The sequence below is a fragment of the Streptomyces sp. NPDC005728 genome (assembly GCF_040630895.1).
Taxonomy (GTDB): domain Bacteria; phylum Actinomycetota; class Actinomycetes; order Streptomycetales; family Streptomycetaceae; genus Streptomyces.
In genome coordinates this window covers 60,777-86,073 of record NZ_JBEXYL010000006.1, presented here as the reverse complement: position 1 = coordinate 86,073, position 25,297 = coordinate 60,777, and the positions used below count along the sequence as shown (strand labels likewise).

The 25,297-nt window shown below is 72.9% G+C and carries 25 protein-coding genes; 9 read left to right on the top strand and 16 right to left on the bottom strand.

Annotated elements, in window-relative coordinates:
- Nucleotides 1-19 precede the first annotated feature (19 nt).
- The gene (locus tag ABZ471_RS06770) at nucleotides 20-331 is read left to right on the top strand and encodes a hypothetical protein (protein WP_359063188.1); all 312 of its coding nucleotides are present in this window, start codon (nucleotides 20-22) and stop codon (nucleotides 329-331) included.
- Nucleotides 332-376: 45 nt separating this feature from the next.
- On the opposite strand, the gene ABZ471_RS06765 is transcribed toward ABZ471_RS06770, so the two are convergent.
- The 3 genes from ABZ471_RS06765 to ABZ471_RS06755 form a co-directional block, all read right to left on the bottom strand.
- Entirely contained in the window at nucleotides 377-1,159 is a 783-nt protein-coding gene (locus ABZ471_RS06765) for a hypothetical protein (RefSeq protein WP_359063362.1), read from the bottom strand.
- A gap of 293 nt (nucleotides 1,160-1,452) precedes the next feature.
- Nucleotides 1,453-2,673: an acetyl-CoA C-acetyltransferase gene (locus tag ABZ471_RS06760; RefSeq protein ID WP_359063186.1), complete on the bottom strand. Its 1,221-nt coding sequence runs from the start codon at nucleotides 2,671-2,673 to the stop codon at nucleotides 1,453-1,455.
- 241 nt (nucleotides 2,674-2,914) lie between these two features.
- Entirely contained in the window at nucleotides 2,915-3,934 is a 1,020-nt protein-coding gene (locus ABZ471_RS06755; protein ID WP_359063184.1) for an SGNH/GDSL hydrolase family protein, read from the bottom strand.
- A 161-nt stretch (nucleotides 3,935-4,095) separates the two neighbouring features.
- Here ABZ471_RS06755 and ABZ471_RS06750 point away from each other — a divergent pair, with 161 nt between their 5' ends.
- The gene (locus tag ABZ471_RS06750; RefSeq protein WP_359063182.1) at nucleotides 4,096-5,487 is read left to right on the top strand and encodes a cystathionine beta-synthase; all 1,392 of its coding nucleotides are present in this window, start codon (nucleotides 4,096-4,098) and stop codon (nucleotides 5,485-5,487) included.
- Between the two features lie 385 nt (nucleotides 5,488-5,872).
- On the opposite strand, the gene ABZ471_RS06745 is transcribed toward ABZ471_RS06750, so the two are convergent.
- Nucleotides 5,873-6,727 (bottom strand): helix-turn-helix transcriptional regulator, encoded by an 855-nt coding sequence (locus ABZ471_RS06745; protein WP_359063180.1) that lies wholly within the window; start codon nucleotides 6,725-6,727, stop codon nucleotides 5,873-5,875.
- 146 nt (nucleotides 6,728-6,873) lie between these two features.
- On the opposite strand from ABZ471_RS06745, the gene ABZ471_RS06740 reads away from it, so the two are divergent.
- Nucleotides 6,874-7,635 (top strand): SDR family oxidoreductase, encoded by a 762-nt coding sequence (locus ABZ471_RS06740; RefSeq protein ID WP_359063178.1) that lies wholly within the window; start codon nucleotides 6,874-6,876, stop codon nucleotides 7,633-7,635.
- Nucleotides 7,636-7,649: 14 nt separating this feature from the next.
- Here the strand turns inward: ABZ471_RS06740 and ABZ471_RS06735 are convergent, their stop codons facing one another.
- From ABZ471_RS06735 to ABZ471_RS06705, 7 genes are all read right to left on the bottom strand, one after another.
- Nucleotides 7,650-8,096: a hypothetical protein gene (locus ABZ471_RS06735; protein WP_359063176.1), complete on the bottom strand. Its 447-nt coding sequence runs from the start codon at nucleotides 8,094-8,096 to the stop codon at nucleotides 7,650-7,652.
- A 10-nt stretch (nucleotides 8,097-8,106) separates the two neighbouring features.
- Entirely contained in the window at nucleotides 8,107-9,711 is a 1,605-nt protein-coding gene (locus tag ABZ471_RS06730; RefSeq protein ID WP_359063174.1) for a SulP family inorganic anion transporter, read from the bottom strand.
- Nucleotides 9,712-9,774: 63 nt separating this feature from the next.
- Nucleotides 9,775-10,446 (bottom strand): carbonic anhydrase, encoded by a 672-nt coding sequence (locus ABZ471_RS06725; RefSeq protein ID WP_359063172.1) that lies wholly within the window; start codon nucleotides 10,444-10,446, stop codon nucleotides 9,775-9,777.
- 152 nt (nucleotides 10,447-10,598) lie between these two features.
- Nucleotides 10,599-11,534 (bottom strand): ABC transporter substrate-binding protein, encoded by a 936-nt coding sequence (locus tag ABZ471_RS06720; RefSeq protein WP_359063170.1) that lies wholly within the window; start codon nucleotides 11,532-11,534, stop codon nucleotides 10,599-10,601.
- Between the two features lie 17 nt (nucleotides 11,535-11,551).
- On the bottom strand, nucleotides 11,552-12,214 hold the full coding sequence (locus tag ABZ471_RS06715; RefSeq protein ID WP_359063168.1) for an ABC transporter permease: 663 nt from the start codon (nucleotides 12,212-12,214) through the stop codon (nucleotides 11,552-11,554).
- Between the two features lies 1 nt (nucleotide 12,215).
- The gene (locus ABZ471_RS06710; protein ID WP_359063166.1) at nucleotides 12,216-12,857 is read right to left on the bottom strand and encodes an ABC transporter permease; all 642 of its coding nucleotides are present in this window, start codon (nucleotides 12,855-12,857) and stop codon (nucleotides 12,216-12,218) included.
- Nucleotides 12,854-13,888, bottom strand: a complete 1,035-nt coding sequence (locus ABZ471_RS06705; RefSeq protein ID WP_359063164.1) for an ABC transporter ATP-binding protein — start codon at nucleotides 13,886-13,888, stop codon at nucleotides 12,854-12,856. Before ABZ471_RS06705 ends, ABZ471_RS06710 begins: the two co-directional genes overlap by 4 nt.
- Before the next feature lie 141 nt (nucleotides 13,889-14,029).
- On the opposite strand from ABZ471_RS06705, the gene ABZ471_RS06700 reads away from it, so the two are divergent.
- The 3 genes from ABZ471_RS06700 to ABZ471_RS06690 all read left to right on the top strand — a co-directional run bounded on the left by ABZ471_RS06700 (nucleotide 14,030) and on the right by ABZ471_RS06690 (nucleotide 17,189).
- On the top strand, nucleotides 14,030-15,538 hold the full coding sequence (locus ABZ471_RS06700; RefSeq protein ID WP_359063162.1) for an aromatic amino acid ammonia-lyase: 1,509 nt from the start codon (nucleotides 14,030-14,032) through the stop codon (nucleotides 15,536-15,538).
- Nucleotides 15,535-16,515 (top strand): MurR/RpiR family transcriptional regulator, encoded by a 981-nt coding sequence (locus tag ABZ471_RS06695; protein ID WP_359063160.1) that lies wholly within the window; start codon nucleotides 15,535-15,537, stop codon nucleotides 16,513-16,515. Before ABZ471_RS06700 ends, ABZ471_RS06695 begins: the two co-directional genes overlap by 4 nt.
- Before the next feature lie 89 nt (nucleotides 16,516-16,604).
- Nucleotides 16,605-17,189 (top strand): hypothetical protein, encoded by a 585-nt coding sequence (locus tag ABZ471_RS06690; protein WP_359063360.1) that lies wholly within the window; start codon nucleotides 16,605-16,607, stop codon nucleotides 17,187-17,189.
- A gap of 26 nt (nucleotides 17,190-17,215) precedes the next feature.
- Here the strand turns inward: ABZ471_RS06690 and ABZ471_RS06685 are convergent, their stop codons facing one another.
- The 5 genes from ABZ471_RS06685 to ABZ471_RS06665 form a co-directional block, all read right to left on the bottom strand.
- A complete protein-coding gene (locus ABZ471_RS06685) occupies nucleotides 17,216-17,590 on the bottom strand; it encodes a hypothetical protein (RefSeq protein ID WP_359063158.1) in 375 nt (124 codons plus the stop codon).
- A 10-nt stretch (nucleotides 17,591-17,600) separates the two neighbouring features.
- Nucleotides 17,601-18,095, bottom strand: coding sequence for a roadblock/LC7 domain-containing protein (locus ABZ471_RS06680; RefSeq protein WP_359063156.1), 495 nt, complete (start codon nucleotides 18,093-18,095; stop codon nucleotides 17,601-17,603).
- A 31-nt stretch (nucleotides 18,096-18,126) separates the two neighbouring features.
- Nucleotides 18,127-18,945, bottom strand: coding sequence for a transcriptional regulator (locus ABZ471_RS06675; RefSeq protein ID WP_359063154.1), 819 nt, complete (start codon nucleotides 18,943-18,945; stop codon nucleotides 18,127-18,129).
- Nucleotides 18,942-19,331 carry a hypothetical protein gene (locus tag ABZ471_RS06670; RefSeq protein WP_359063152.1) on the bottom strand — a complete coding sequence of 130 codons (390 nt, stop codon included), beginning with the start codon at nucleotides 19,329-19,331 and terminating at the stop codon, nucleotides 18,942-18,944. The genes ABZ471_RS06675 and ABZ471_RS06670 overlap by 4 nt, the downstream gene beginning before the upstream one ends.
- 179 nt (nucleotides 19,332-19,510) lie before the next feature.
- Nucleotides 19,511-20,884: a diaminopimelate decarboxylase gene (locus ABZ471_RS06665; RefSeq protein WP_359063150.1), complete on the bottom strand. Its 1,374-nt coding sequence runs from the start codon at nucleotides 20,882-20,884 to the stop codon at nucleotides 19,511-19,513.
- Nucleotides 20,885-21,033: 149 nt separating this feature from the next.
- Here ABZ471_RS06665 and hutU point away from each other — a divergent pair, with 149 nt between their 5' ends.
- Genes hutU through ABZ471_RS06650 form a run of 3 tightly spaced genes read left to right on the top strand, consistent with a single transcriptional unit; the run spans nucleotide 21,034 to nucleotide 25,261 of the window.
- Entirely contained in the window at nucleotides 21,034-22,698 is a 1,665-nt protein-coding gene (gene hutU / locus ABZ471_RS06660; protein WP_359063148.1) for a urocanate hydratase, read from the top strand.
- Nucleotides 22,695-23,912 (top strand): allantoate amidohydrolase, encoded by a 1,218-nt coding sequence (locus ABZ471_RS06655; protein ID WP_359063146.1) that lies wholly within the window; start codon nucleotides 22,695-22,697, stop codon nucleotides 23,910-23,912. The genes hutU and ABZ471_RS06655 overlap by 4 nt, the downstream gene beginning before the upstream one ends.
- Nucleotides 23,909-25,261 carry a formimidoylglutamate deiminase gene (locus tag ABZ471_RS06650; RefSeq protein ID WP_359063144.1) on the top strand — a complete coding sequence of 451 codons (1,353 nt, stop codon included), beginning with the start codon at nucleotides 23,909-23,911 and terminating at the stop codon, nucleotides 25,259-25,261. The genes ABZ471_RS06655 and ABZ471_RS06650 overlap by 4 nt, the downstream gene beginning before the upstream one ends.
- Nucleotides 25,262-25,297: the final 36 nt, after the last annotated feature.

Genomic DNA, 25,297 nt, shown 5'->3' with positions numbered 1-25,297 from the left:
GGCGCGTTACGCTCGGCGCGTGGTTGATACGACGCCCTTGACCCGAGCAGTGGATCACTTCGCCGACCGGCTGCGGGCGGCTCCGCAGAGCCGGCTCCAGAGAGGCGCCGCCGCCGAGGCGCTGGCGCTGGCCAACGAGCTGGCGCGGTGGGCGCAGCGCGTGGAGGAGCCGGAGGCCGAGCCTCGGCTGATGCCGGACGCGGGGATGTTCGCGGCCGCCGACCAGATTCTGGTGGCCGCACACGACCTGGCGCTGGTGCTGGAGAGCGAGGACGAGGTCGGCGAGGCGGTGCGGTTGGTCGAGGAGGCGCGGAAGAGGGCGGGGGTCTGAGCGCCGTCGGCGACCACAGGAGCGGCGACCACCGAAGCGCGGTGACTACAGGGACGCTATGACCCGGTCCGCCAGGATGTAGACCGTGTCCTCGCCGCACGCGAAGGTCAGGGTGTAGGCGCCGGAGATGCCCGAGCCGCCGAGGAGGTACGGGGTCTCGCCCTCGCGGAGGGCCGCTGCCAGGCGTTCGGCCGTTTCGCGGTGGCCCGGGGTCATGCACAGGGTGGTGCCGTCGGCGAAGACGTAGACGTCGAGGGTGCCGAGCGGGCCGGGCCGGACGTCGGAGAGTTCGACCTGGCCGGTGGCCAGCTCCTCCAGGGTGGTCACCGTGCGCTCGTGGTCGTTCACGACCGGCGACTGCACCGGGACGAAGTCGGGGTGCGAGGGGTGACGGCGTCGGGCCGCGGCCAGTTCGGGGGACTCCCCGGCGAACTCGTCGGCCTCGGTGGTCGGCTCGGAGACCGGCTCCAGCGGCTCCAGGCCCGCGAAGTCGGGCTGCCGGGGCAGGAACATGTCGCCGTCGGAGAGGCCCAGCAGGGAGGGTGTGTCGGAGGCGTCACGGGCCTCCTGGGCGGCCCAGAACGCACGGGCCTCGGCCAGCTCCCGCTCCCGTTCCTCGGCGAGCGCCTCGGCCACGGCCGCGCGTATCTCCTCGGTGTCCGGGGTGGTGCGGGCGGCGGGCAGCAGTGCGCCCACGGCCGCCGCCTGGCTCCCGGCGAGCTGGGCCTGCAGCTCCGTGAGCTGGCGGCGCAGCTTCAGGACGGTGCGCAGGACGGCGACGCCCACGGCGCCCGTGGCGGCCGTGGTGAGCAGCAGGGCGATCGGCATGGCGCTCACTGACGTACTCCCAGGTTCAAAGTCGACCCCCGACTTCCTACATCAGCTTGAAGGGCGGACTCAGCAGCTGTCAGTGCGTAACGTCACGAAACGGACAGGACTTTGGGCTTGTGGTGCCGTGTTCCACCGCTCTGACCTGCACTGACCTGCAGTGATGTCCCCTGCAAGGGAGATAGGTCACATCCTGAGGGAGATTGGATCACAAAACGGCCCAGAACCCTGGGGATTTCGGGGTTCTGGGCCGCTCGCTGACCTGCCGTGCCCGCTCGGCTACCGAGGGTGCGTCAGCTGAGGCGCTCGATGACCATCGCCATGCCCTGGCCGCCGCCGACGCACATCGTCTCCAGGCCGAACTGCTTGTCGTGGAACTGGAGCGAGTTGATGAGCGTGCCGGTGATGCGGGCGCCCGTCATGCCGAAGGGGTGGCCGACGGCGATGGCGCCGCCGTTGACGTTCAGCTTGTCGATGTCGATGCCGAGGTCGCGGTAGGAGGGGATCACCTGGGCCGCGAAGGCCTCGTTGATCTCGACCAGGTCTATGTCGTCGATGGTCAGGCCGGCACGCCGCAGGGCCTGGTTGCTGGCCTCGACCGGGCCGAGGCCCATGATCTCCGGCGAGAGGCCGGAGACGCCGGTCGACACGATGCGGGCGAGCGGGGTCAGGCCCAGCTCGCGGGCCTTGGTGTCGCTCATGACGACGACGGCGGCGGCGCCGTCGTTGAGCGGGCAGCAGTTGCCGGCGGTGACGAGTCCGTCGGGGCGGAAGACCGGCTTGAGGCCCGCCACGCCCTCCAGGGTGACGCCGGCGCGCGGGCCGTCGTCCTTGCTGACGACCGTGCCGTCCGGGAGGGTCACCGGGGTGATCTCGCGCTCCCAGAAGCCGTTCTTGATGGCCTCTTCGGCGAGGTTCTGCGAGCGGACGGCGAACTCGTCCATGTCCTGGCGGGTGACGCCCTTCCAGCGGGCCAGGTTCTCGGCGGTCTGGCCCATCGCGATGTACGCGTCGGGGACCAGCCCGTCCTCACGCGGGTCGTGCCACGTGGTGCCCTCCTGCTGGGCGACGGCGGCGGTGCGCGCCTCGGCCTCGGCGAAGAGGGGGTTGTGCGTGTCCGGGAGGCCGTCCGAGCTGCCCTTGACGAAGCGGGAGACCGTCTCGACACCGGCCGAGATGAAGACGTCGCCCTCGCCGGCCTTGATGGCGTGCAGGGCCATGCGGGAGGTCTGGAGCGAGGAGGAGCAGTAACGGGTGACCGTGCAGCCCGGCAGGTGGTCCATGCCCATCTGTACGGCGACGATCCGGCCGAGGTTGTGCCCCTGCTCGCCGCCGGGCAGGCCGCAGCCGAGCATCAGGTCGTCGATGTCCTTCGGGTCCAGCTCGGGGATCTTGGCGAGCGCCGCCTGGATGATGGTCGCGGTCAGGTCGTCGGGGCGCAGGTCCTTGAGGGAACCCTTGCCGGCGCGGCCGATGGGGGAGCGGGCGGTCGAGACGATGACGGCTTCGGGCATCACGGCTCCAGTGGCGGTACGAGGTTGGGCTTGCCGACTGGGAAGTTACCCGTACGTATGGCCCAGGTCACTGGTGTCGCGGTGTGACACTGACCGCAATTTACTAAGCGCTTGCTTGGCTCGGTGGCCCACCCAGGGGGCTCCGCCCCCAGGACCCGCGGCCTATGCCCACCCACCACACGAATCGGTAGGCAGAAGGACCAGGTGGGAAACGGGTGTCCGGGCGCGGAGCCCCAGGGGGTCACACCGAGGGGCTCGCAGGCTCGGCCTCCGGTACCCGCCGCCGGCGGCGACGCTTCAGCAATGCCCACGGTCCGCGCGGCCCCGTGGGCATGGCCGCCGTGACCTCCGTACCGGCCTCCGAGGCAGCCTCGGCCGCAGCGCGGGCAACCGGCAGGAAGCCCTCGTTGCGGGACACGTCCGGCCGCTCCTCCTCCGCCGGCCACAGGCCCAGCGCCGCGCACACGGTGGGCAGTATCGCCATCGCCGCCGTGGCGTACCCCTCCGCCGAGGGGTGGTAGTTGTCCGGCCCGAACAGCTCCCGCGGGTTCGCCTCGAACTCGGGCCCGAGCAGATCGCCCAGCGACACCGTCCGCCCGCCCTGCTCCACCGCCCCGATCGTCTGCGCCGCCGCCAGTTGCCGCGAGGCCCGGCGGGCCAGCCACCGCAGCGGTTGCTGCACCGGCTCGATGGTGCCGAGGTCGGGACACGTGCCGACGACCACCTCTGCACCGGCCGTGCGCAGCCGTCGTACCGCCGACGACAGATGCCGTACCGAGCGGGTCGGCGGCATCCGGTGCGTCACGTCGTTCGCGCCCACCATGATCACGCAGATGTCGGGCAGGGGATACGGGGACGAGAGCACCAGCGCCACCTGGCGGTCCAGGTCGTCCGACTGCGCGCCCGGCTGCGCCACGTTCCGCAGCTCCACCGGGCGTTCCGCCACCGCCGAAAGCCCCGACGCCAGCAGCGCACCCGGGGTCTGTCCCGCCCGGTGCACCCCCTGCCCGGCCGCCGTGGAGTCGCCGAGCATGGTCAGCCGCAGGGACGGCTCGCCCGGGACGGCGTACGCCTGGCCGTACACCCCCTCGGCCACCGGCACCCGGCCGCCGCTGCCGTTGCCCACATGGCGCCGGGCCAGCCGGACCTCTGCCAGCAGCAGGCCGACGGCGGCCGCCCCGACCAGTCCGACCCCGCCGCCGCCGTACGCCGCTCCGGCCGCGATCCGCCGGGCCACTCGCGCCCTCGACATACTCGTCATGCGTCGCCGCCACCTCCTCGTAGCCGTACATCCACTCCTTGCCCCGTACGGCCCGTTCGCCAATCTCAACGGGGAGTGAACGCCCGCCCCACGTCACCCAGGGGCCTTAGGCTGGCGGAACCACTACGACCACTGTTTTTTGCAAGCAACCGGAGACAACGGTGCAATTCCACGACTCGATGATCAGTCTCGTCGGCAACACCCCGCTGGTGAGGCTCAACAACGTGACCAAGGGCATCCAGGCCACCGTCCTGGCCAAGGTGGAGTACTTCAACCCGGGCGGCTCCGTGAAGGACCGCATCGCCCTGCGCATGATCGAGGCCGCCGAGCAGAGCGGGGAGCTGAAGCCGGGCGGCACGATCGTCGAGCCGACCAGCGGAAACACCGGGGTGGGGCTGGCGATCGTGGCCCAGCAGAAGGGGTACAAGTGCATCTTCGTGTGCCCCGACAAGGTGAGCACCGACAAGATCAACGTGCTGCGGGCGTACGGGGCGGAGGTCGTCGTCTGCCCGACGGCGGTCGACCCCGAGCACCCGGACTCCTACTACAACGTCTCCGACCGTCTCGTCCGGGAGACCCCCGGCGCCTGGAAGCCCGACCAGTACTCCAACCCCAACAACCCGCTCTCGCACTATCACTCGACCGGCCCCGAGCTGTGGGAGCAGACCGAAGGGAAGATCACCCACTTCGTGGCGGGCGTGGGCACCGGCGGCACCATCTCCGGCACCGGCCGGTACCTGAAGGACGCCAGCGACGGCAGGGTCAAGGTCGTCGGCGCCGACCCGGAGGGCTCCGTGTACTCCGGCGGCTCCGGCCGGCCGTACCTCGTCGAGGGCGTCGGTGAGGACTTCTGGCCCACCGCCTACGACCGGACCGTCGCCGACGAGATCGTCCCGGTGTCCGACAAGGACTCCTTCCAGATGACCCGTCGGCTGGCCAAGGAGGAGGGGCTGCTGGTGGGCGGCTCCTGCGGCATGGCCGTGGTGGCGGCGCTCCGGGTCGCCGAGCGGCTCGGCCCGGACGACGTCGTGGTCGTCCTGCTCCCGGACAGCGGGCGCGGCTACCTCAGCAAGATCTTCAACGACGAGTGGATGGCCGACTACGGCTTCCTGGAGGACGAGGGCCCCAGCGCCCGCGTCGCCGACGTCCTCAACGACAAGGCGGGCGGCTCCATCCCGTCCCTCGTCCACATGCACCCGGAGGAGACGGTCGGTCAGGCCATCGAGGTGCTGCGCGAGTACGGCGTCTCGCAGATGCCGGTCGTCAAGCCGGGCGCCGGTCACCCGGACGTGATGGCCGCCGAGGTCGTCGGGTCGGTCGTGGAACGGGAGCTGCTGGACGCCCTGTTCAACAAGCGGGCCTCGCTGGACGATCCGCTGGAGAAGCACATGTGCGCCCCGTTGCCGCAGGTCGGTTCCGGCGAGCCGGTCGGCGACCTGATGTCGGTGCTGGGGTCGGCGGACGCGGCCATCGTCCTGGTCGAGGGCAAGCCGACCGGTGTGGTCAGCCGGCAGGACCTGCTGGCCTTCCTGGCCAAGGGCGGGAACAGGTAGGAAACCTGCGGTGAACTGCCCGTAGCGGCGGCGAACTTGCGGTGACCTGGGCCGATCGAGCCGTCTCGGAAGTGGTACGAGCGTGTCACGTGCGCGCAGCACCGGCTTAACACGGGTCCGGCACATTGGTGGGTGTTGGCAGGGCGGGAGCGGCTCCCCGCCCCGGCCGGCACCGAACGGCGCCAAGGACCTCCGGAGCGGCTCCCGGACCTCCATGGACGCCATGGACGCGCAAGCCAGGCTCTGACCCGGCCCGCGTCCCTCGCGGGGACCGCCGTCGTCCCGCCCCCCGGCAACGGGGGTGCGGCGGTCCCCGCGCAACACACCTCTTTGCGGCTGAACCGCCGCCGCTCTCGCGGAGGTGGTTGCTCGCCGTCGTGGCTCCTCAATCAGTGGTTGCGGCCGTCGTCGCCTTCCAACTGCCCAGCAGCACAAGGCGTTCCGCCGTCTCCGAGCCCGCTTCCGGCGTGTACACCACGATCGTCCGGTCCGGTTCCGCCGGGACCGTCAGGGTCTCGTACGGGAGGGTCAGCAGGCCCGCCACCGGGTGCCGTACCTTCTTCACGCCGTACGCGCACTCCTTGACCTGGTGGTCCGCCCACAGGCGACGGAAGTCCTCGCTCTTCAGGGAGAGTTCGCCCACCAGCGCGCACAGCCCGGGATCGTCGGCGTACAGGCCCGCGTTCAGGCGCAGATGCGCCACCGTCTGGGCGGCCACCGCGGCCCACTCGGGGTACAGCTCCCGGCCCGCGGGGTCGAGGAAGACCTGCCGCGGGACGTTCGGTGTGTCCGGTGCCGTGCGGCTGAAGCCGTTGACCGCGTCGCCGAGCGCGTTCCACGCCAGCACGTCCATCCGGCGGTCCAGCACGAAGGCCGGGCTGCGTTCCATGCCGTCCAGCAGCGTCTGTATGCCGGGGCGCACGCGCGGCGCGCTCGGCTGCTTCGCCCGCTGCCGACGGGGGCGCGCCACCGTGCGCAGGTAGGCGTGCTCGGTCTCGTCCAGCCGCAGCACCCGCGCGATCGCGTCCAGCACGGCGTCGGAGACGCTGGGCCCACGGCCCTGCTCCAGCCGGATGTAGTAGTCGACGCTCACCCCCGCGAGCTGCGCGACCTCCTCGCGGCGCAGGCCCGGCACGCGGCGCCGCCCGTGCGAGGGCAGCCCCACCTCCTCGGGCCGGATGCGGGCGCGGCGCGAGCGCAGGAAGTCGCCCACTTCTCCTTCGAACCAGTCCCCGTTCATGGGATCGATCGTAGGCCCGGCGGCGGGCCGCCATCCTGGTACCGGCAGACCCAGGAAAAGCGCATCCCTGGGTACGGCCGCCGGACCCGGCGAGGGTGGTGTCAGCCGCCGGGGAGACGCCCCGGCACCCAGCCAGGGGGACCACCATGTCGTACGAGAACCTCTCCGGCCGTACCGCCGTCGTCACCGGAGCCGCCAGCGGCATCGGCGAGGCCGTCGCGCTGCAACTCGCCGCGCAGGGCGCCCGGGTGGCGCTGTTCGCCCGCCGCGCGGACCGGCTGGAGGCCGTCGCCGGGAAGATCCGGGCCGAGGGCGGCGAAGCGCTGGCCGTGGCCGCCGACGTCACCGACGACGCGTCCGTCGAGGCCGCCCGGGACCTGGTCCACGAGGCCTACGGACCCGTCGACCTGGTCGTCAACAACGCCGGTGTGATGCTGCCGAACCCGGTCGACGACGGCCGGCTCGACGAGTGGCAGCGGATGGTCGACACCAACGTGACCGGGGTGCTGCGGGTCATCCGCGCCTTCGGCGCCGACCTGGTGGCCGCGGCCGCCGACGGCCGCACCGCCGACCTGGTGAACGTGTCGTCCATCGGCGCCCACGTCACCTTCCCCAACTACGCGGTGTACGGTGCCACGAAGGCCGCCGTCACCTACCTCTCGCAGTCCCTGCGCACCGAGTTCGGGCCGCGTGACGTGCGGGTCACCAACGTCGAGCCGGGGCTCACGGAGACCGAGCTGAAGGCGCACATCGACAGCGCCGAGCTGTCGGGGCAACTGGACGGCATGCTCGACGCGATCGGCAGCCTGACGGCGGCGGAGGTCGCGGACGTCGTCGCCTATGCCGTCGGCCGCCCCCGGCACGTCAACCTGCGCCAGATCATGGTGCTGCCGACCCGGCAGGCGTGAACCGGGCGGTCCCCTCAGTCCTGCTGGGAGGACCGGTCGCGCCGCCCGGTGACCAGTTCCGGGTTGAGCCGCACGGCCTGGGCCGCGTTGACGCCGACGATGCCGACCCAGGTGGCCACGATCCCGGACATCCCCGCGAGGGCGCCGCCGATCGCGGACAGCGGGACCGCCAGGACCAGCGAGACGATGGCGAAGCCGAAGCGCTCGGCCCAGGTGTCGGCCCCCCTGGGCCGCCGGGCGCCGCGCGCGTCCGCCATCCGCTGCTCGGCCAGGTGCCGCCGCACCCGGCGGTCCACCCCGTCTTCGATCCGCTGCTCGACCTTCTCCAGGAAGGACTCGACGAGTGCGGAGTCGTACTCCTCGCCCAGTTCCCTGCGGGCCCGCACGGTGGCGTCCAGGTCCTTCTTGAAGTCCATGTCGTCCTTCTTCAGGTCGACGTCCCGTGAGTCCAGTGCGCTCATGCGCTCCACCCTAGGGAGCGGTCACGCCCGCCGCACTGGGGACAACCCCCCTCTTCGCACCGGCGCCGGCCGTGGTCAGGACCCCGCAGGACTCCAGGACCCTGCGGTGATCCAGTTCCACCCCGCTGATCCGGACCTCGACGCCCCGCCCGCGCAGCTCCGCGACCGCCTCCTTCAGCGCGAGCGCGCCGGTCGCGTCCACCGCCGTGAGACCGGACATCCTGAGGTCGACCGCCGAGACCCCGTCGTGCAGGCCGGCGAGGCCGCACCGGAAGCGGTGGGCGGCGGCGAACAGCAGCGGGCCGTCGAACCGGTAGGTCACCGTGCCCGCCTCGCCCGGCAGTTCGTCGGCGGCGGCCGGGGTGAGCCGGGTGCCGCGCACCGCGGCGCGCAGCGCCAGCAGCACCGAGACGCCGAGGCCGATCAGCACCGCCCGCACCAGGTCCAGGGCGAGGGTGGCGCCGGCGGTGAGGACCAGCACCAGTGCGTCGCCGCGGGTGGCCCGCGCCATCGCCCGCACCGCGTCCCGCTCCACCATCCGTACGGCCGTCGCCAGCAGCACTCCGGCAAGCGCGGCCAGCGGGATACGGCCCACCAGCGGGGCGGCGACCGCCACGATCCCGGCGAGGACCGCCGCGTGCGCGAGCGCGGCCAGCCGGGAGACGGCGCCGGTACGGACGTTGACCGCCGTGCGCGCGATGGCGCCGGTCGCCGGGACCCCGCCGAACAGCGGCGCCGCGAGGTTGGCGATGCCCTGCCCGAACAGCTCCTTGCCGGGATCGTGCCGCTCGCCCGGCCGCATGCCGTCGGCTACCGACGCCGACAGCAGGGACTCCAGGGCCGCGAGCGCGGCCACCGCGGCGGCCGGGGCGAGGAGGGAGGGGACGCGGGAGAGGTCCAGGAACGAGAGGGAGGGTGCGGGCAGGGATGCCGGGAGGCTGCCGATGCGGGTGACGGTCAGGTGCAGCGCCTCGGCCGCGAGGGTGGCGGCGACGACGGCCACCAGGGAGAAGGGCACGGCCGGCTTCCAGCGGGCGCCGGCCAGTACGACCGCCGCCGCGCCGGCCGCGAGCAGCAGGGCCGGCCAGTGCGGTACGCGCCCGAACTCCTCGGCCGCCCGCGCGGCGACCACGGCGACCTGCTCGCCGCGCGGGGTGGGCACGCCGAGCGCGGCGGGCACCTGCTGGAGGGCGATCACACAGGCGATGCCCAGGGTGAAACCGGCGATCACGGGAGCGGGGACGTACGCCATGGCCGTCCCCGCCCGGGCGAAGGCGAGGACCAGCAGCATCAGGCCCGCCAGCAGCCCGGCGGTGAGGACGCCGTCGGCGCCGTACCGGTGCACGATCGGGACGAGGACCACGGTCATCGCGCCCGTCGGCCCGGTGACCTGGCGGGCGCTGCCGCCGCACAGCGCGGCCAGCGCACCGGCGACGACGGCCGTGGTCAGGCCGGCGGCGGCACCGAGCCCGGAGGTGACGCCGAAGCCGAGGGCCAGGGGCAGGGCGACGACGGCCACGGTCAGCCCGCACAGCAGGTCGCGGCGCGGGGCGCGGGTCATGGACCGCAGGTCGGCGGGGGAGGGCAGGACGGACAGGGGACGGGTCAGGTTCATGGGCTTCTTCATGGGGGGTGAGGTCGGGGCGTCTCGGGGCAGCCCGGGGCGGCGTAGGGCGGCTCAGGGCAGCAGGGACACGAGCCCGGTGTCGAGGTCGGAGCGGGCGGCCGCGATGTGGGCCGGGGTGAAGGCCGGGTCGGCGCGGATCGCGTCCCGGACCCAGGCGGTGTGGGCGCGCAGGGTGTGTTCGGCCCAGTCGCCGGGCAGGCCCCGGGTGCGGCGGGCGGCGGGGGCGATCTCGGCCACCAGAAGTTCCAGGTGGCCCGGCACCGGCGTGCCCGTGCGCAGATGCTCCAGCGTGGCGGCGACGGCCCCGCAGCGCTCGTGCCCGAGCACCAGCACCAGGGGGACGCGCAGTTCCTGCACGCCGTACTGGATGGATCCGAGCACGGCCTCGTCCAGCACCTGGCCGGCGGTCCTTATGCACAGCAGATCGCCCAGTCCCTGGTCGAAGACCAGCTCCGGCGGCACCCGGGAGTCGATGCAGCCGACGATCACCGCGAACGGGTGCTGGGCGGTGGCCAGCAGCTGCCGCCGGCCGGGGGTGTCGTGCGGGTGGCGGGGGCGGCCGGTGGCGTGGCGCCGGTTGCCCGCGAGGAGTTCGTCGAGGGCGGCGCGTGCGGTGTTCGGCGGTTGGGGACGGGGACGGGGACCGGGTGCGGCCGTCGCCGGGGCGGCGGTCAGGGCGGTGACGGCGGTGGCCGTCAGGAAGGCCCTGCGGTTGGAGGCCATGACGCTTCCTCAGGAGTCGTGCCAGTAGCGCCCCTTCACCGTAAGCACCCGATCAGTCACCCTGTGTGGCGATTTAACGACTCTTGGCTGATTCGTCGTCAGGTCATCGCCGCGGCGATACCGCACCTTGATGGGCAGCCGCGGAAAGACCGTTACTTCACCAGCCCGTGCTGCTTCGCGTACGCGTCCGCCACGTCCTCCGGGTCCTTCTTGTCCTTGTCCACCTGCCGGTTCAGCTCCGTGAGCTGGTCGGTGGTCAGGATGTTGCCGATCCGGGCGAGGGCCTTGCGGACCGTGGCGTCGGCCTTGCGGTCGGCGATCAGGGGGACGATGTGCTGGCTCGGGATCAGCTGCTCGGGGTCGGTGAGCACCACCCAGTCGTTGGCCGTGATGTCGGTGTCGGTGGTGAAGAGGTTCGCCACGTCCACGTCGCCCTTCTTCAGGGCGCCCTTGACCAGCGGTCCGTCGGAGTCCAGCGACTTGAACTCCTTGAACTCCACGCCGTACACCTCCTTCAGTCCGACCGCTCCGACCTGGCGCTTCTTCACCTCGGGCGCGGCGCCGATGACCAGCTTCCCGTTCTGCTTCCTCAGGTCGGCGAGCGAGGCGAGCCCGTACTTCTGCGCCGTCTCGCGGGTGACGACGAAGGCGTCCGAGTCCTCCGCCATGCCGTACGGCAGCACCTGGAGGCCGGTCGGCAGGGCGAGGGTGAGGGCGTTCTGCATGGCGCCCGACTCCGTCGGGGTGGCCTTGGGGTCGAGGTAGTTGAGGAGGGCGCCCTGGTACTCGGGGAGGAGGTCGATGTCGCCGGCCTTCAGTGCCGGGATGACGATCTCGCGGGTGCCCAGGTTGGGGCGGACGTTCACCTTCACGCCGGCCGCCTTCAGCGCGGCCGCGTACAGGTATCCGAGCACCTGGTTCTCGGTGAAGTTGGCGGTGCCGATGGTGACTCCGCCCTTGCTGGAGCCGCCACCTCCGGAGGTGCCGGAGCCCTGACCGTCGAGGGAGGTGACGCCGCCCGCGCAGGCGGCGAGGGCGGGGACGGAGGCGACCGCGAACAGGCCGCCGAGGACAGTACGTCGGTTCATCGGGGTTTCCCGGGGTGCTAGGCGGTGCGGTGGCGGAAGAGGAAGCGCTGGAGGCCGGCGAGGGCCACGTCCAGGACGACGGCGACCGCGGCGACCAGCACCGCACCGCCGAGCACCTGCACGAGGTCGCGCTGGGCGAGGCCGTCGAAGACGTAGCGGCCGAGGCCGCCGAAGGAGACGTACGCGGCGATGGTCGCCGTGGCGACGACCTGGATCAGGGCCAGCCGCAGGCCCGTCATGACCAGGGGGAGCGCCAGCGGCAACTCGACCTGGAACAGGATCTGGTGGCCGCGCATCCCCTGGCCGCGTGCCGCGTCCTTCACGTCCGGGTCGACCGCCGTCATCCCGGCGTAGGTGTTGGTGACGATCGCCGGGACCGCGAGGGCGACGAGCGCGACGTACACCGGCAGCATCGACAGGCCGCCGGCCAGGAAGACCAGCACGACCAGGCCGACGGTGGGCAGGGCGCGGCCGAAGGAGGCCAGGTTGATCGCGACGAAGGCGCCCTTGCCGGTGTGGCCGATCAGCAGGCCGAGCGGCAGGCCGATGGCGGCGGCGATGAGCGTGGCCAGCAGCGAGTACTGGAGGTGTTCGGCGAGGCGGTGGGCGATGCCGTCGGGGCCCGTCCACTGCGAGCCGCTGACCAGCCAGTTGCCGAGGTTCTCGAAGAGTTCGTACATCTCAGGCTCGCCGCCTCTGCCACGGAGTGAGGACGTACTGGAGGGCGACCAGGGCCGCGTCCGCGACGACGGCGAGCAGGAGGGTGAGGATCACTCCGGCGATCACCGGGGTCGGGAAGTTGCGCTGGAAGCCGTCGGTGAAGAGCTGGCCGAGGCCGCCGTCGCCGATGTAGGTCGCGACGGAGACGAGGGAGATCGACATGACGGTGGCGATGCGGACGCCCGCCATGATCACGGGCAGGGCCAGCGGCAGCTCGACCGTCAGGAGTGTGCGCAGGGGCCGGGTGCCCATCGCCTTCGCGGCCTCCTTCACCTTCACGGGGACGGAGTCGAGGCCCTCGACCGTGTTCCGCAGCAGGACGACCAGGGTGTAGACCGTCAGGCCGGTCACGGTGGTGGTGCGGGTCAGGCCGCTGACCGGCAGCAGGAGTACGAAGATCGCGATCGACGGGATCGTGAACAGGACGTTCGAGGCGCCGAGCAGGAAGCCGCGCAGGGGGCGGATCCGGTGGGCGATCACCGCGAGCGGGAGGGAGATCAGCAGGCCGAGGAGGACGGCGGTCAGGGCGGCCTGGAGGTGGGAGAGCGTGAGGGTGGTCAGGTCGTCGGTGTGGTCGGCTGTCCACGACCAGTCGATGGTCATGCGGCCACCCGCGCTTCGGTGTGGGCCTGGCCCGCGTGCTCGTGGATGTCGTCGCGGGAGGAGACGCCGGTGAGGACGCCGTCCGCGTCGACACGGGCTATCAGGCCGGTGGGGGAGGCGACCGACTCGTTGAGAGCCGCGAGGAGGGAGTCGTCGTCCTTGAGCGGTCGTACGGGGATCTCGGCGTCCTTCGACGCCCAGTGGAGGGGCTTGTTCCGGGAGTCCCGTACGAGGCTCCAGGTGCCGCCCTCGGGCGCCGGGCCCTGCGGGACGTCCGCGAGGGTCTTCAGGGACAGGAGCTTCAGGCCGCGCTCCGCGCCGAGGAAGCCGGCCACGAAGTCGTCGGCGGGGCGGGCCAGGAGTTCGGCGGGCGGGGCGCACTGGACCAGGTGGCCGCCGGTGCGGAAGATCGCGATCCGGTCGCCGAGTCGCACGGCCTCGTCCACGTCGTGGGTGACGAAGACGATGGTCTTGCTCAACTCCTTCTGGAGCCGGAGCAGTTCGTCCTGGAGCTGGGTGCGCACGACCGGGTCGACCGCGCCGAAGGGCTCGTCCATGAGCAGGACGGGCGGGTCGGCGGCCAGGGCGCGGGCGACGCCGACGCGCTGCTGCTGGCCGCCGGAGAGCTGGTGCGGGTAGCGCTTGCCGGCGTCGGCGGCGAGGCCGACGGTCTCCAGCAGCTCGGCCGCGCGGGCCCGGGCCTTTCGGCGGTTCCAGCCGAGCAGCAGCGGGACGGTGGCGATGTTGTCGAGCACCGTGCGGTGCGGGAAGAGGCCGGCCTGCTGGATGACGTAGCCGATGGAGCGGCGCAGCTCGGCCGCGTCCTGCCGGGTCACGTCCTTGCCGCCGACGCGGATGGTGCCGGAGGTCGGTTCCACCATCCGGTTGATCATCCGCAGGGTGGTCGTCTTGCCGCAACCGGAGGATCCGACCAGGACGGTGATGCCGCCCTCCGGCATCTCGAGGTTGAGGTCGTGGACTGCTGTGGTGCCGTTGGGGAAGCGCTTGTGGACCGCATCGAACTGGATCATGAGATGTCCCTTGCCCGGCTGTATAACGTCATGCAGAGTTCTTGGTGTCTGAATAGGTTGTCAATGCTCCGGCGTTAATCCGAAGTAACCGATGACCGCAGAGCAAGACGTGATGTCCGGGTTGAGGGGAGATTGGGCTTGATGTCGTCTCGCATCATGGACGCTCCGGAGTCCGTACGGTCCGCAGTGGTGGTCCTCGACGGGGACGGACTCGGCGTCGAGGATGTCGTACGCCTCGCCGACGGGGCCGCGCGGCCCGTCGCCGGGGCCCAGGCGATGCGCCGGGCGGAGGAGTCCTGGAACGCCGCCCGCCGGCTCGCGGCCACCGGCCGCGTCTACGGCCGCTCCACCGGTGTGGGCGCGAACCGGAACGAGGACGTGCCCACCGGCTCGGTCGCCGGACACGGCCTGCGCCTGCTGCGCAGCCACGCCGGCGCCATAGGCGAGGAACTCCCCGCCCGGCAGGTGCGCGCGATGCTCGCCGTCCGCGCCAACCAGCTGCTGGCCGGGGGCGCCGGCCTCAGGCCCGCCGTGGTCACCGCCCTGTGCGAGGCGCTGGAGACGGGCGCCTACCCGGTCGTCAACGAGTTCGGCTCCGTCGGCACCGGTGACATCGCGGCGCTGGCCCAGGTGGGTCTCGCGCTGGCCGGGGAGCATCCCTGGCGAGGCGCGGACGCGCCCCGGCCCGAGGCCCTCGACCACAACGACGCCCTCGCCCTGATCAGCAGCAACGCCCTCACCCTGGGCCAGTCCGCGCTCGCCCTGCACGAACTGCGCGGGCTGATCGGCGCCACCCAGGTCGTCGCGGCGCTGTCCCTGCTCGCCGTCGACGGTTCCCACGAGGCCTTCGCCGCCCCGGTGCACACCGCCCGCCCGCACCGGGGCAGCGCCGAGGTGGCCCGCCGGATGCGGGAGCTGATCGGCGCCGCCGACCGGCCGACCCCGCCGCTCGGCCGGATCCAGGACCCCTACGGCTTCCGCTGCCTGCCCCAGATACACGGACCCGCGCACGACGCGGCGGACGCCCTGGAGCAGGTCCTGGCCGTGGAGATCAACGCGGCGGCCGAGAACCCGCTCATCATCCCCGAGGACCGGGCCGCCTACCACCACGGCGGCTTCTACCAGGCCCAACTCGCCCTCGCCCTGGACCACTTCAGACTCGCCCTGACCCAGGTGGCCCGCCTTTCGACCTCCCGTCTCTCCACGCTCAACGAGCCCGCCTACACCCGGCTGCGCCCCTTCCTCGCCGACCCCGAGCCGGCCTCCTCCGGCGTGATGATCCTGGAGTACGCGGCCGGCGCCGCCCTCGGCGATCTGCGGGCCTTCTCGGCCCCCGCGTCGCTCGGTCACGCTGTACTCTCCCGGGGCGTCGAGGAACAGGCGAGTTTCGCCTCGCTCGCCGCGCGCCAGACCCTGCGCGCGTGCGGTGCGTACCGTCTGGTGGTCGGCTGCGAACTCGTCGCCGCCGTCCGGGCGCTGCGCCAGCGGGACCTGAGGCCCGACCCGGAGCTTCCGGCCGGGCGGGCGTTCGCGCTCGCCGAGCCGGTCCTCGACGCCGACCCGGCCGACCGGCCGCTCACGGACGACGTGACGGCGGCGGCCCGCCTGCTCGACCGGTTCACGGACATCTGGAGGGGGAGCACGTCATGAGCGTGGACAGGAGTACCGGTGCGACGTCCGGTCCGGCTTCGGGAGTGACTGCCGAGGCCGCGTCCGGTGTGACTTCGGGGGCGGTGTCCGCAGCCACGTCCGGTCCGGCTTCCGGGGCGACTCCGGGGGCGGCCTCCGGGGTGACGGACAGCCCGGCCACTCGCCTCCAGGCGCTCTTCGAGGGCCACCGGCTCACGCCCACCCAGCGCCGCATCGCGCACAGCATGGTGCGGCGGGCCGCCGACGTGCCCTTCCTGTCCAGCGTGGAGCTGGCCGAGCTGGCCGGGGTCAGCCAGCCGTCGGTGACCCGCTTCGCGGTCGCCCTCGGCTTCGACGGCTACCCCGCCCTGCGCAGACACCTCCGCGAGGTCGTCCCCGCCGAGCCGGCCGCAGAGGCGGGCTCGTACAACGAGTACCAGCAGGCCGTCGAGGCCGAGATCGAGAACCTGAAGCACCTCGCGGAGCTGCTCGCCGACCCCCGCCCGGTGCAGCGGGCCGGCCGGATCCTCGCCGCCTCGCGCCCGCTGCCGGTGCTCGGGCTGCGCGCGGCCGCCTCCCAGGCGTACGGCTTCGCGTACTTCGCCGCCAAGGTCCACCCGGACGTCCGGCTGCTCAACGAGGGCGGCACGATGATCCAGGACCGCATCGACGCGGCCGTCCGCGCGGGCGCCTCCGCCCTGCTGTGCTTCGCGCTGCCCCGGCATCCGCGCGAGGTCGTCGACACCCTCGCCTATGCCAAGGAGGCAGGCCTGACCGTCGTCACGGTCGCCGACTCCGCCTTCGCGCCCGTCGCCAGGTACTCCGACCTGCTGCTGCCCGCCGCCGTCGGCACCGGGCTCGCCTTCGACACCGCCTGCGCGCCCATGCTGCTGGGGCGGGTGCTGCTGGAGGCGGTCTGCGACGACCTGCCGGACGCCCAGGCCCGGTTGGAGGAGTTCGACGCGCACGCGGCGGCCCGCGGGCTGTTCGTCGACTGAGCCGCCGCGCTCTCAGACTCGTCTCACGTTCTGCCACTAGCGTCGTGCGCACACAGGCGCATGACGGACACGTGACGCGGGCGGCAGACGTGGCGCGCGGAGGACAGGGGCTGGCCCGGGTGGCCGTCGTCGTACGGGCCGGGGCCGCACCACTGTGGTGGTCGGGGGCGTTCGCCGCCGGGATCGGTGTCCTGGGGCCCGGGGTGACCGGGCGCAGGATCGGGGTGCTCGCGGGGGCCGCGCTGTTCCTGATCGCCGCCGGCGTCGTGGCACTGATGCGGCGCAAGCGGTACGACGCCCTCGCCCGCGGGGCCGCCCGGGCGGGCAGGTACGACGTGCTGCAGGACCGGGCGGTGACGGTGCGCACCTGGCGCCGGGGGCACCGCTGGTGGCTGCTGCTCGCCTTCGCCGTCGCGATCGGCAGCTCCTTCGCGGTGCCCGCGGCCGCGGGCATGCTGCTCGCCGGGGCCGGTACCGGGCTGCGGCTGAAGGCCGCCTGGCTCGGCCGGCGGGAGCGGGCCGGGAACACCCTGCTGTGGGTGCGGGTCGACCGGCTCGACCGGCGGGGCGGGAGCCCGGCGGGCAGGGCCGTCAGGGCCCTGCGCGGTACGGGCATCGCGGCCGGCGACGCGGCCCCGGGCGGGACCCGTCGCCGTACCGCGGCGCTCGTCTGATTCTCCGGACCTCCCGGACCGGTCCTCTAGACCTCCAGGTCCGCCTCGATCTTCTTGAGCTGGTGCCGGGCCATCGCCAGGTTGGCCCGGCTCGCGTCCAGGACCAGGTAGAGGAACAGCCCGTTGCCGCCGCGGCCCTTGATCAGGCGGATCAGGTGGTACTGGTCGGACAGCGTGATCAGGATGTCCTCGATGTCGCCCTTGAGGCCGAGGTGTTCCATGGTGCGCATCTTGGCGCGGATCACGTCCGTGTTGCCGGCGGCGGCCACGTTCAGGTCGAAGGTCTTGCTGCCGCCGATCGTGCCCAGCGCCATCCCGCTGGTGTAGTCGACGAGCGCGACGCCGGTGGCGCCCTCGATGGAGGTCAGCGCCTCTTTCAGTGCGGTCTCGGTGTTGGCCATGACGGTCCTCTCAACTGTCGGTTGCGGTGCGCGCTTCGGCGGTCGTGGTGCGTGGCGCGCGCGCGGTTCTGGTTCGTGGTGCGGATGTGGTCCTGGTGGCCGCCCGGGTGGTCCCCGCGGCGGCCTCGGCGGCGTCGAGCACTTCACCGACGCGGGCGCCCGCCCGGCGGCCCTCCAGGTGCAGCCGGCCGACGTTGACCCGGTCCTGGGCCAGCAGCGTCAGCACGGCGGTGCGGCCGGCCGCGTAGGTGGCGACGTAGCCGTCCTCGCCGCGCACCAGCAGCTCCCGGAAGCCGCCGTTCCCGGTGGCGTCGGCCACCCGGACGGCGACGCCGAGCGCGGCCGCGGTGAGGGCCGCCAGGCCCTCCGGGTCGACACCGGGGGTGTCGTGGGCGACGACGAGACCGTCGACGCCGGCCGCGAGGGCGCCGGTGAGCTGCGGCACGCGGGTCCGCAGTCGGCGCAGTTCGTCCAGGACGGCTTCGAGGTCCTGTGCGGACACCATCAGCTCTCTCCTCTCGGCGGGTTGGTGCCGTTCAAAGCGCCTCCAGCGCATCCCTGAGCCTCTTCAGCAGCGCGATGTCGGGGTCGGTGACCGTGAGCGGGGGAGCCGGGGGGACCGGCGGCGGGGCGGGGGCCGTGGGCACCGGCCGGACGAGTCCGGCCGCCGCGAGCCGCCGTACGTCCACCAGCGTGTGGAACGCCTGCCGGCCCAGGTTGCGGGCGATCTCCAGGGCCGTGCGGACGCCGTCCACCCGGTCCAGGACCGCCCGCTGGCGGGGGGTGACCGGCGCCGCGGCGGCCGGGTCGGCGCGGATCAGCGGGGTGCTGTCGGCCGCGGGGTCCGGCCACAGGCGGTGCAGCAGCAGCCGGCGGCGCAGCGTCTCGCGTTCCAGCGCGATCACCGGGACCGAGGGCAGCGGGCCCGGGCGGGGCGCACTGGCGTAGCGGAAGCGGCCCGGGGTGCTGCTCGGCGAGAGCGTGAAGTACCCGGCGTCGTACAGCGCGTCCAGGTGGCACAGTTCCAGGGCGCCCTCGGGCAGCAGTCCTTCGGCCAGCAGCAGGCGGGCCGCGTCCGCGGGGCCGTCGGCCTGCCCGGCCGCCTGCTGCCAGGCGGCCGTGGCGAGGGTGCCGTGGGCGGTGAGGAGCACGTCGAGACCGGGGGCGTGGGGGCTCTCGGCGTGCACCACCCGGCCCCCGGCGAGGTGCAGGGTGCCGTGCTCGCGGACGAGGACGCCGGTGGCCTGCTCCTCGGCGAGCCGCCGGAGCATCGGCGACAGCGCGCCCGCCGTACGGTCCTGTGCCGAAGCCCTGTCCCGCACCGGCAGCGGCGGAGGCGTTCCGACCACGGTCATCCCAGCACCAGCCGGGCGGCCATCTCGCCGAGCCGGATCCGGGCGAGGGCGAGGTTGCCCTCCTCGCGGCCGAGCCACAGGTGCAGGAAGACGCTGCTGTCGAAGGACGTGTCCACGAACCGCAGCAAGTGGTAGCTGTCGTGATTGCTGACGATCACGTCCTCGACGGGCGGGCGCCCGTCCTCGCTCCCGCCGGCCGCGAAGGCGCCGTGTTCGGCGGCCAGCCGGGCCAGTTCGGCGGCCTCGGCCGCGGTGGTCTCGTGGTCACCGCCGGGGGCGTCCCCGACGGTGCCCAGAGCCAGTCCGCTCGTCCAGTCCACCAGCGCGGCCCCCCGGGCACCGGGCAGCCGCATCGCTTCCAGCAAGCACTCGTCGATCCCGGGCACCGTGGCTCCCCTCCCGCCTGCGACTCCGGTTGAGTGACAGGGACACTACGCAACGTGTGCGCGAGAGGTGAGGCCTTTGGCATTTTCCAGTGGAACATGCGTCCGGCGTACTAGTGTGGGTCAACTGACGACTGTTTCACGGCAGTTGATCCATTTGTTCGAGGGATGGCGGGGGTGTGTCAACGGCTCCCGGGTGCGCGCAGGGTGGTGAGCGCGGCCGCGTGCGCCCCGCCGGACTCGGCCACGACCTCCGCCACGGTCTGCGGTTCCCGCACGGTCGCGAAGCCGACCCCGCCGGACCCGTCCGGTGCGAAGCCGTAGATCCCCGGCCGGGCGAGGGAGTTGTAGGCGTAGTGGTGGGCGAAGTAGTACGCGCCCGTGTCCAGCGCCGCCGCGTAGTCGCCCTGCTCCAGCAGGGGCAGCGCGCGCCCCTCGGCGAGCAGGTCGCCCGAGAAGCAGGCCGGGCCGGCCACGTCCTGCACCACCTCGGGGCCCGCCTTCGGCCGCCCCTTGGCGTCGTACGCGGTGATCCTCAGCGGCCATGCCCCCGGTGCGTACACGGTCCGCGTGGCCACCTGCACGCCCGCGTGCGTCACCGCGATCCGCCGCCCGCCGGAGCTCTTGGCGTACTCCACCCGCGCCACCACCGTGCCGTACTTGGCCAGCAGTGACCGCCCGAACTCGGTCACCAGCCCGTACCGCCCGTCGAACAGCCCCGGCACCTCCTCGGCCAGCACGCGCGCGTACTGCGCGTACGTCGGCGCCGTCGCCTCCCCGGCGAAATTGACCGGAAGCCCGCCGCCGATGTCGAGTGTGTCGATCTGCGGCCGCCCGATCCGCGCGTTGATCTCCTCCGCGAGCGCGTACGTCTCCGCCACGCCCCGCGCCATCAGCGAGAGCGGGATGCCCTGCGAACCGGTGTGCGCGTGCAGCCGGGTCAGCCACGGCCGCTCCGCGTAGGCCCGTACGACCCACTCCCGGGCGCCCTCGTCGCGCAGCGCCACGCCGAACTTGGAGGTCTCCGTCGCCGTCGAGGTCGCCCCGATGGTGCCGCCGCCGATCTGCGGGTTGATCCGAATGCCGAGCGGCGACCGGGCGGGCGCCGACCGCAGGAGCGCGTCGAGCCGGTCCAGCTCCTGGGGGTTGTCCGCGTTGACGGCGATGCCCAGCGCGAGCGCCTCGCGCAGCTCGGCCGGGGTCTTGGCGGGCGAGTCGAGCACCGTCCGGTCCGGCGGCAGCCCCGCCGCCTGCGCCAGCGCCAGCTCGCCCGGGCTCGCCACCTCCGCGCCGATGCCCTCCTCGTGCAGCAGTCGCAGCACCGGCACCAGCGGGCTCGCCTTCACCGCGAAGGCGTGCAGCACCGGTGTCCCCGGTGCCGCGACCGCGTCGAACGCCGCCCGCAGGGCCGCCGCCGACTCCCGGATGCCGGTGACGTCCAGCAGTCCCACCACGGCCGCGTCCGGCCCCAGCAGTCCCTGCTCCACCGCGCCGCGCACGGCCTCGTCCCGCCGGGCGCCGCGCTCCCGGGCCTCGCTCTCGGTGTCGTGGTCCACGACCTGTCTCCTCCTGTCGGGCTGCCTGCGTACTCAGGTGATTCCAGCCAAACACCCGCGGCGCGCGGACGGGGGGCCGCCGATGTATTGACTAGTTCTATTCAGGAGGACAGGATGTGAATAGATGTAGTAACCGAAGGAGGCAGACGATGTCGGGACCCCGCCCCGTACGAGCACCGCGCGGCACGGAACTGAGCGCCCTGGGATGGCAGCAGGAAGCCGCCCTGCGGATGCTCCAGAACAACCTCGACCCCGAGGTCGCCGAGCACCCCGACAAGCTCGTCGTCTACGGCGGCACCGGCAAGGCCGCCCGTGACTGGCGCTCCTTCGACGCGATGGTGCGCACGCTCAGGACCCTCAAGCAGGACGAGACCATGCTGGTCCAGTCCGGCCGCCCGGTCGGCGTGATGCAGACCCACGAGTGGGCCCCGCGCGTCCTCATCGCCAACTCCAACCTCGTCGGCGACTGGGCCAACTGGGAGGAGTTCCGCCGCCTGGAGGCCCTCGGCCTGACCATGTACGGCCAGATGACCGCCGGCTCCTGGATCTACATCGGCACCCAGGGCATCCTCCAGGGCACCTACGAGACCTTCGCCGCCGTCGCCGCGAAGAAGTTCAACGGCACCCTCGCCGGGACCATCACCCTCACCGCCGGCCTCGGCGGCATGGGCGGCGCCCAGCCCCTCGCCGTGACCATGAACGACGGCGTCGCGATCTGTATCGACTGCGACCCCCGCGCCATCGAGCGCCGCATCGAGCACCGCTACCTGGACGTCAAGGCCGACAACCTCGACCACGCGCTCCAGCTGGCCACCGAGGCCCGCGACGCCCGCCGCCCGCTGTCCATCGGCGTCCTCGGCAACGCGGCCGAGCTGGTCCCGCAGCTGCTCGCGATGGACGCCCCCATCGACATCGTCACCGACCAGACCTCCGCCCACGACCCGCTGGCCTACCTGCCGGTCGGCGTGGCCTTCGAGGACATGGCGGACGCCGCCGCCAAGGACCCGGCCGGCTTCACCACCCGCGCCCGCGAGTCGATGGCGAAGCACGTCGAGGCCATGGTCGGCTTCATGGACGCCGGCGCCGAGGTCTTCGACTACGGCAACTCCATCCGCGGCGAGGCCCAGCTGGCCGGATACGACCGCGCCTTCGCCTTCCCCGGCTTCGTCCCGGCGTACATCCGTCCGCTGTTCTGCGAGGGCAAGGGCCCGTTCCGCTGGGCGGCCCTGTCCGGCGAGGCCTCGGACATCGCCAAGACCGACAAGGCGATCCTGGAGCTCTTCCCGGAGAACGAGTCCCTGCACCGCTGGATCAAGATGGCCGGCGAGCGCGTCCACTTCCAGGGCCTGCCCGCCCGCATCTGCTGGCTCGGCTACGGCGAGCGCGACAAGGCCGGCGAGCGCTTCAACGACATGGTGGCCTCCGGCGAGCTGGCCGCTCCCCTGGCCATCGGCCGCGACCACCTGGACTGCGGCTCCGTCGCCTCCCCGTACCGCGAGACCGAGGCCATGCTCGACGGCTCCGACGCGATCGCCGACTGGCCGCTGCTGAACGCCATGGTCAACGTGGCCTCCGGCGCCTCCTGGGTGTCCCTCCACCACGGCGGCGGCGTCGGCATGGGCCGCTCCATCCACGCCGGCCAGGTGACGGTGGCCGACGGCACGAAGCTGGCTGGCGAGAAGATCCGCCGCGTCCTCACCAACGACCCCGGCATGGGCGTCATCCGGCACGTTGATGCCGGCTATGACATCGCTGAGTCGGTGGCGGACGAGCGCGGGGTTCGGGTGCCGATGCGCGAGGGTGACCAGGCGTGACCTTCCACAGCATGTGGGCGGAGCTGCTGCCGATCGGCCGCAGCTCCGCCTCCGGCGGCTACCGCCGCTACGCCTGGACCGGCGCCGATGCCGAGTGCCGGACCTGGTTCCAGGAGCAGGCCGAGGCACGCGGGCTGGTCTACGAGGTGGACCGGAACGGCAACCAGTGGGCGTGGCTCGGGGATCCGGCCGCCGGGGACGCCGTCGTCACCGGCTCGCACCTGGACTCCGTGCCCGACGGCGGTGCCTTCGACGGCCCGCTCGGCGTGGTGTCCTCCTTCGCCGCCCTCGACGAACTGCGCGGGCGGGGAGTGCGGTTCGGCAAGCCCCTCGCCATCGTCAACTTCGGTGACGAGGAGGGCGCCCGGTTCGGGCTGGCCTGCGTCGGCTCCCGGCTCACCGCCGGACAGCTGACCGTCGAGCAGGCCCACCGGCTCACCGACGGCGACGGGGTCAGCCTCCCGAAGGCCATGGAGGCCGCCGGCCACGACCCCGACGGCATCGGGGCCGACCCGGAGCGGCTGTCCCGCATCGGCGCCTTCGTCGAGCTGCACGTGGAGCAGGGCCGCGCGCTGGACCTGTCCGGCGACCGGGTCGGCATCGCCAGCGCCATCTGGCCGCACGGCCGCTGGCGCTTCGACTTCCGCGGCGAGGCCAACCACGCGGGCACCACCCGGCTGGCCGACCGGCGCGACCCGATGCTGTCGTACGCCGAGACCGTGCTCGCCGCCCGCCGGGAGGCCGCACTCGCCGGTGCCGTCGCCACCTTCGGCAAGATCTCCGTCGAGCCGAACGGCGTCAACGCCATCCCCTCCCTGGTGCGGGGCTGGCTCGACTCCCGCGCCGCCGACCAGGACACCCTGGACACGGTCGTCGGCGGCATCGAGAAGGCTGCACGGGAGTACGCGGACGTCCACGGCATCGACCTCGACATCGTCCGGGAGTCCTTCACCCCGGTCGTCGAGTTCGACCACGCGCTGCGCGACGAACTCGGCCGCATCCTGGGCAAGGACACCGGCCTGAAGGTGCCCGTCCTGGGAACCGGTGCCGGACACGACGCCGGAATCCTCTCCGGGATCATTCCGACCGCCATGCTGTTCGTGCGCAACCCCACCGGTGTCTCGCACTCCCCGGCCGAGTCCGCGGCCGAGGACGACTGCGTGGCCGGGGTGAGCGCGCTCGCCGACGTACTGGAAGGGCTGGCCTGCACGTGACCACACGGACGTACTGGCTGGAGCACGCCTGGCTCGACACGAACGTCGAGCCGGGCGTGGCCGTCGTCGCGCAGGACGGCCGGATCACCGCCGTCCGCACCGACGTACCCACCCCGCCGCCCGGCGCCGAGATCCTGCGCGGCCTGACCCTCCCCGGCCTGGCGAACGCCCACTCCCACGCCTTCCACCGGGCGCTGCGCGGCACCGTCCAGGTCGGCAGCGGCACCTTCTGGACCTGGCGCGAGGTGATGTACTCCGTCGCCGACCACCTGACCCCGGACACCTACCACGCCCTCGCCCGCGCGGTGTACGCCGAGATGGCCCTGGCCGGCGTCACCTGCGTCGGCGAGTTCCACTATGTGCACCACGCCCCCGGCGGCACCCCCTACGCCGACCCCAACGCGATGGGCGAGGCGCTGATCGCGGCCGCCGCCGAGGCCGGTGTCCGCATCACCCTGCTGGACACCGCCTACCTCTCCGCAGGCATCGTGAACAAGCACAGGGGTGAGCCGCCCAACAGCCACCAGCTGCGCTTCTCCGACGGCAGCGCGGAGGCCTGGGCCGAACGCTGTGCAGTTCTCAAGGAGCGGGACCACGCGCGGATCGGGGCGGCGATCCACTCCGTACGGGCCGTGCCCGCGGGCCAGTTGGAGACCGTGGCGCGGTGGGCGCAGGAGCGGCGGGCCCCGCTGCACGTGCACCTGTCGGAGCAGACCGCCGAGAACGACGCCTGCCAGGCGGCGCACGGCTGCACTCCCACCCGGCTGCTCGCCGACCACGGCGTCCTCGGGCCGCGCACCACCGGTGTCCACAACACCCACCTCACCGCCGAGGACATCGCGCTGCTCGGCGGCTCCGGCACCGGCACCTGCATGTGCCCGACGACCGAGCGTGACCTGGCGGACGGCATCGGCCCGGCCGTCGCCCTGCAGCGGGCCGGCTCCCCGCTCTCCCTCGGCTCCGACAGCCACGCCGTCATCGACCTGCTCGAAGAGGCACGCGCGATGGAGCTGAACGAGCGGCTGCGCACCCGCACCCGGGGCCACTGGACCGCCGCCGCGCTGCTGCGGGCAGCCACCGCCGACGGCCACGCCGCCCTCGGCTGGGCGGACGCCGGCACCATCGAGGCCGGTGCGCTCGCCGACCTGACGACGATCGCCCTCGACTCGGTCAGGACGGCCGGGCCGCTGCCCAGGCTGGGCGCCGAGACGGCCGTATTCGCGGCGACCGCGGCGGACGTGCGGCACACGGTCGTGGGTGGCCGCCATGTCGTACGGGACGGCGTTCACCAGCTCGTGCCGGACGTGCCGTCAGCACTGGCGGACGCGATCGAAGCCCTGCGCGGCTGACAACCGCCGAACCCCACCCGGTCACCCCTGAGGACA